The organism is Pseudomonas sp. EB271-G4-1, from assembly GCF_058791355.1.
The window spans coordinates 1-574 of sequence record NZ_JBYTEO010000147.1 but is presented as its reverse complement, the minus strand read 5'-3'; the positions used below and the strand labels follow the sequence as shown (position 1 = coordinate 574).

Annotated in this window: 1 rRNA gene; it reads right to left on the bottom strand. The window is 51.0% G+C overall.

Going from position 1 to position 574, the window contains the following annotated elements:
• Window positions 1-574: ribosomal RNA gene (locus AC3WWR_RS30855) — 23S ribosomal RNA — on the bottom strand; the annotation flags it as partial.

The window sequence follows — 574 nt, the reverse complement described above, 5'->3', positions numbered from 1 at the left end:
TTCACCCGAGTTCTCTCAAGCGCCTTGGTATTCTCTACCCAACCACCTGTGTCGGTTTGGGGTACGGTTCCTGGTTACCTGAAGCTTAGAAGCTTTTCTTGGAAGCATGGCATCAACCACTTCGTCACCTAAAAGGTAACTCGTCATCAGCTCTCGGCCTTGGAATCCCGGATTTACCTAAGATTCCAGCCTACCACCTTAAACTTGGACAACCAACGCCAAGCTGGCCTAGCCTTCTCCGTCCCTCCATCGCAATAACCAGAAGTACAGGAATATTAACCTGTTTTCCATCGACTACGCTTTTCAGCCTCGCCTTAGGGACCGACTAACCCTGCGTCGATTAACGTTGCGCAGGAAACCTTGGTCTTTCGGCGTGGGTGTTTTTCACACCCATTGTCGTTACTCATGTCAGCATTCGCACTTCTGATACCTCCAGCAAGCTTCTCAACTCACCTTCACAGGCTTACAGAACGCTCCTCTACCGCATCACCCGAAGGTGATACCCGTAGCTTCGGTGTATGGTTTGAGCCCCGTTACATCTTCCGCGCAGGCCGACTCGACTAGTGAGCTATTA